This is a genomic window from Streptomyces sp. NRRL B-24572, from assembly GCF_002156145.1.
Lineage (GTDB): Bacteria > Actinomycetota > Actinomycetes > Streptomycetales > Streptomycetaceae > Streptomyces > Streptomyces vietnamensis.
In genome coordinates, this window is the sequence record NZ_MWIG01000624.1 from 1 (window position 1) to 2,713 (window position 2,713).

The following is a 2,713-nucleotide window of genomic DNA, read 5'->3' on the forward strand; positions in this document are numbered from 1 at the left end:
GGCGGAGGCGACCCGGCGGGCCACGGGCGTGGACTTCATCGCGGTCCTGAGCCCCTCCGGGGTGCGGTACACCGACTCGGATCCGGCGCTGATCGGTCAGAAGGCGAAGGGGGACCTCTCGCGGGCGACGGTGGACGGCGAGTCGTACACGGAGCTGTTCCGGGGCGCGCCGAACGACGCCGTGCGGGCCGTGGTCCCGGTGGTGGACGGGAAGGGCCGGATCGTCGGCCTGGTCAGCAGCGGCATCGAGGTGGAGAGCATCTCGCAGTCGGTGCAGAAGCGGCTGCCGCTGCTCGTCGGCGCGGCGGGCGGCGCCCTGGCGGCGGCCGTGGGCGGGGCGGCGCTGGTGAGCCGGCGGCTGCGGCGGCAGACGCACGGGCTCGGGCCGGCGGAGATGACCCGGATGAAGGAGCACCACGAGGCGGTGCTGCACGCCGTGCGGGAAGGGGTCCTGATCGTGGGCCCCGACCACCGGCTGCTGCTCGCCAACGACGAGGCGCGCAGGCTGCTCGGCCTGACGGCGGAGGCGGAGCGGCGGCACGTCTCGGAGCTCGGTCTCGATCCCCATACGGTCGAACTCCTGGAGTCGGGGCGGGCGGCGACGGACGAGGTGCACCGGGCGGGCGACCGGCTGCTCGCGGTGAGCGTGCGGCCCACGCTGACGCACGGCTCGGAGTCCGGGTGCGTGATGACGATGCGGGACACCACCGAGCTGGCGGCCGTGACCGGCCGGGCGGCGGTGGCGCGCGGCCGGCTGCAGCTGCTGTACGAGGCGGGGGTGCGGATCGGGACGACGCTGGAGGTCGTACGGACGGCGGAGGAGCTGGCGGAGGTGGCGGTGCCCCGGTTCGCGGACTTCGCGACGGTGGAGCTGCTGGAGCCGGTGCTGCGCGGGGAGGAGCCTCCGGCGACGGCGGCCGCGGCCACGGAGATGCGGCGGACGGCGCTGAGCGGGCTGCGTCCGGACCAGCCTCTGCAGCCGGTCGGGGACACGATCCATTTCGACGTCCGGAACACCCCGATGGCGAAGGCCCTGGGCGCGGGGCACGCGGTGGTGGAACCGGAGCTGGCCGCGGCGGAGGGCTGGCGGGCGCAGGATCCGGAGGGGGCGGCGCAGGCCCTCGCGTACGGGATGCACTCGCTGCTGACGGTGCCGCTGCTCGCCCGCGGGGTGGTCCTCGGGATGGCGAACTTCTGGCGGGCGGACACCCCGGAGTCGTTCGGGGAGGAGGATCTGTCGTTCGCGGAGGAGCTGGCGGCGCGGGCGGCGGTCGCGATCGACAACGCGCGCCGGTTCACCCGGGAGCACGCGATGGCGGTGACGCTCCAGCGGAGCCTGCTGCCGAGGGTGCTGCCCGAGCAGAGCGCGGTGGAGGTGGCGTACCGCTATCTCCCGGCGAAGGCGGGGGTCGGCGGCGACTGGTTCGACGTGATCCCGCTGCCGGGGGCGCGGGTGGCGCTCGTGGTCGGGGACGTGGTCGGGCACGGGCTGCACGCGGCGGCGACGATGGGGCGGCTGCGGACGGCGGTGCACAACTTCTCGACCCTGGACGTGCCGCCGGACGAACTCCTCGGCCATCTCGACGAGCTGACGGACCGGATCGAGGACCGGGAGGCGGAGGAGGCGAGCGGCGAGGCGCGGCGGCGGGACGAGGGCATCATCGGCGCGACCTGTCTGTACGTGATCTACGACCCGGCGTCCGGTCTGTGCCAGGTGGCGAGCGCGGGGCATCCGGGTCCGGCGCTCGTGGGTCCCGACGGGCGGGTGGAGTTCCCGGAGCTGTCGCCGGGGCTGCCGCTTGGACTCGGCCTGGGCGACGTGCCGTTCGAGTCGACGGAGCTGCGGCTGTCGGAGGGCAGCAAGCTGGTCCTGTTCACGGACGGGCTCCTGGAGGACCACGGGCGGGACATCGACACGGGTCTCGGGCTGCTGCGCTCGACGCTGGCCCACCCGGACCGGAGCCCGGAGCAGACCTGCGCGGACGTGCTCGCGACGCTCCTCTCCCCGACGCAGCGGGACGACATCGCGCTGCTCGTGGCGGAGACCCGGCTGCTCGACCGGGACCGGATCGCCGAGTGGGAGGTGCCCCGGGACCCGTCGGCGGTGTCGCCGGTACGGAACGCGGCGGCGGCGAAGCTGTCGGAGTGGGGGCTCGACGGGCTCGCGTTCACGGCGGAGCTGATCCTCAGCGAGCTGATCACGAACGCGGTGCGGTACGGGGCCGACCCGGTGCGCGTACGGCTCCTGCACGACCGGACGCTGATCTGCGAGGTCTCGGACGGCAGCAGCACCTCGCCGCACCTGCGGCACGCGGCGACGACGGACGAGGGCGGGCGCGGGCTGTATCTGGTCGCCCAGTACGCGGAGCGCTGGGGCACGCGGTACGCCCGGCGCGGCAAGACGATCTGGGCGGAGCTACGGGTGGGCGCGGACGACTCGGAACCGGTGGCGATGGCGGTACCGGACCTGGACGCCTTGGAGGACCTGGCCTGGTGACGTCGTGGGCCGGCGCCCCGCCCGTTGTGGGCAGGTGTTCCTCCCCCGGACTCCGTCCGGGAGGTACCCCCTGGGCAAGGGGGTCCCCCTGCTCGGGCGAAGCCGAGAGCTCGGGGAAGGGCGGGCACAACGGACCCGCGCCCTGCCGGCGCCCGAGGCTTCCGCGCCCTGAACCCGCACCGGATGTGCGCCGCCGCCGCGGGTGCGGGTCCAGGC

1 protein-coding gene is annotated in these 2,713 nt (G+C 74.9%); it reads left to right on the forward strand.

What is annotated here, in order from left to right; genetic code table 11:
• A partial coding sequence (locus tag CCN56_RS31840; protein WP_086831364.1) for a SpoIIE family protein phosphatase/ATP-binding protein occupies positions 1-2,497 on the forward strand: 2,497 nt, incomplete at its 5' end.
• Positions 2,498-2,713: the final 216 nt, after the last annotated feature.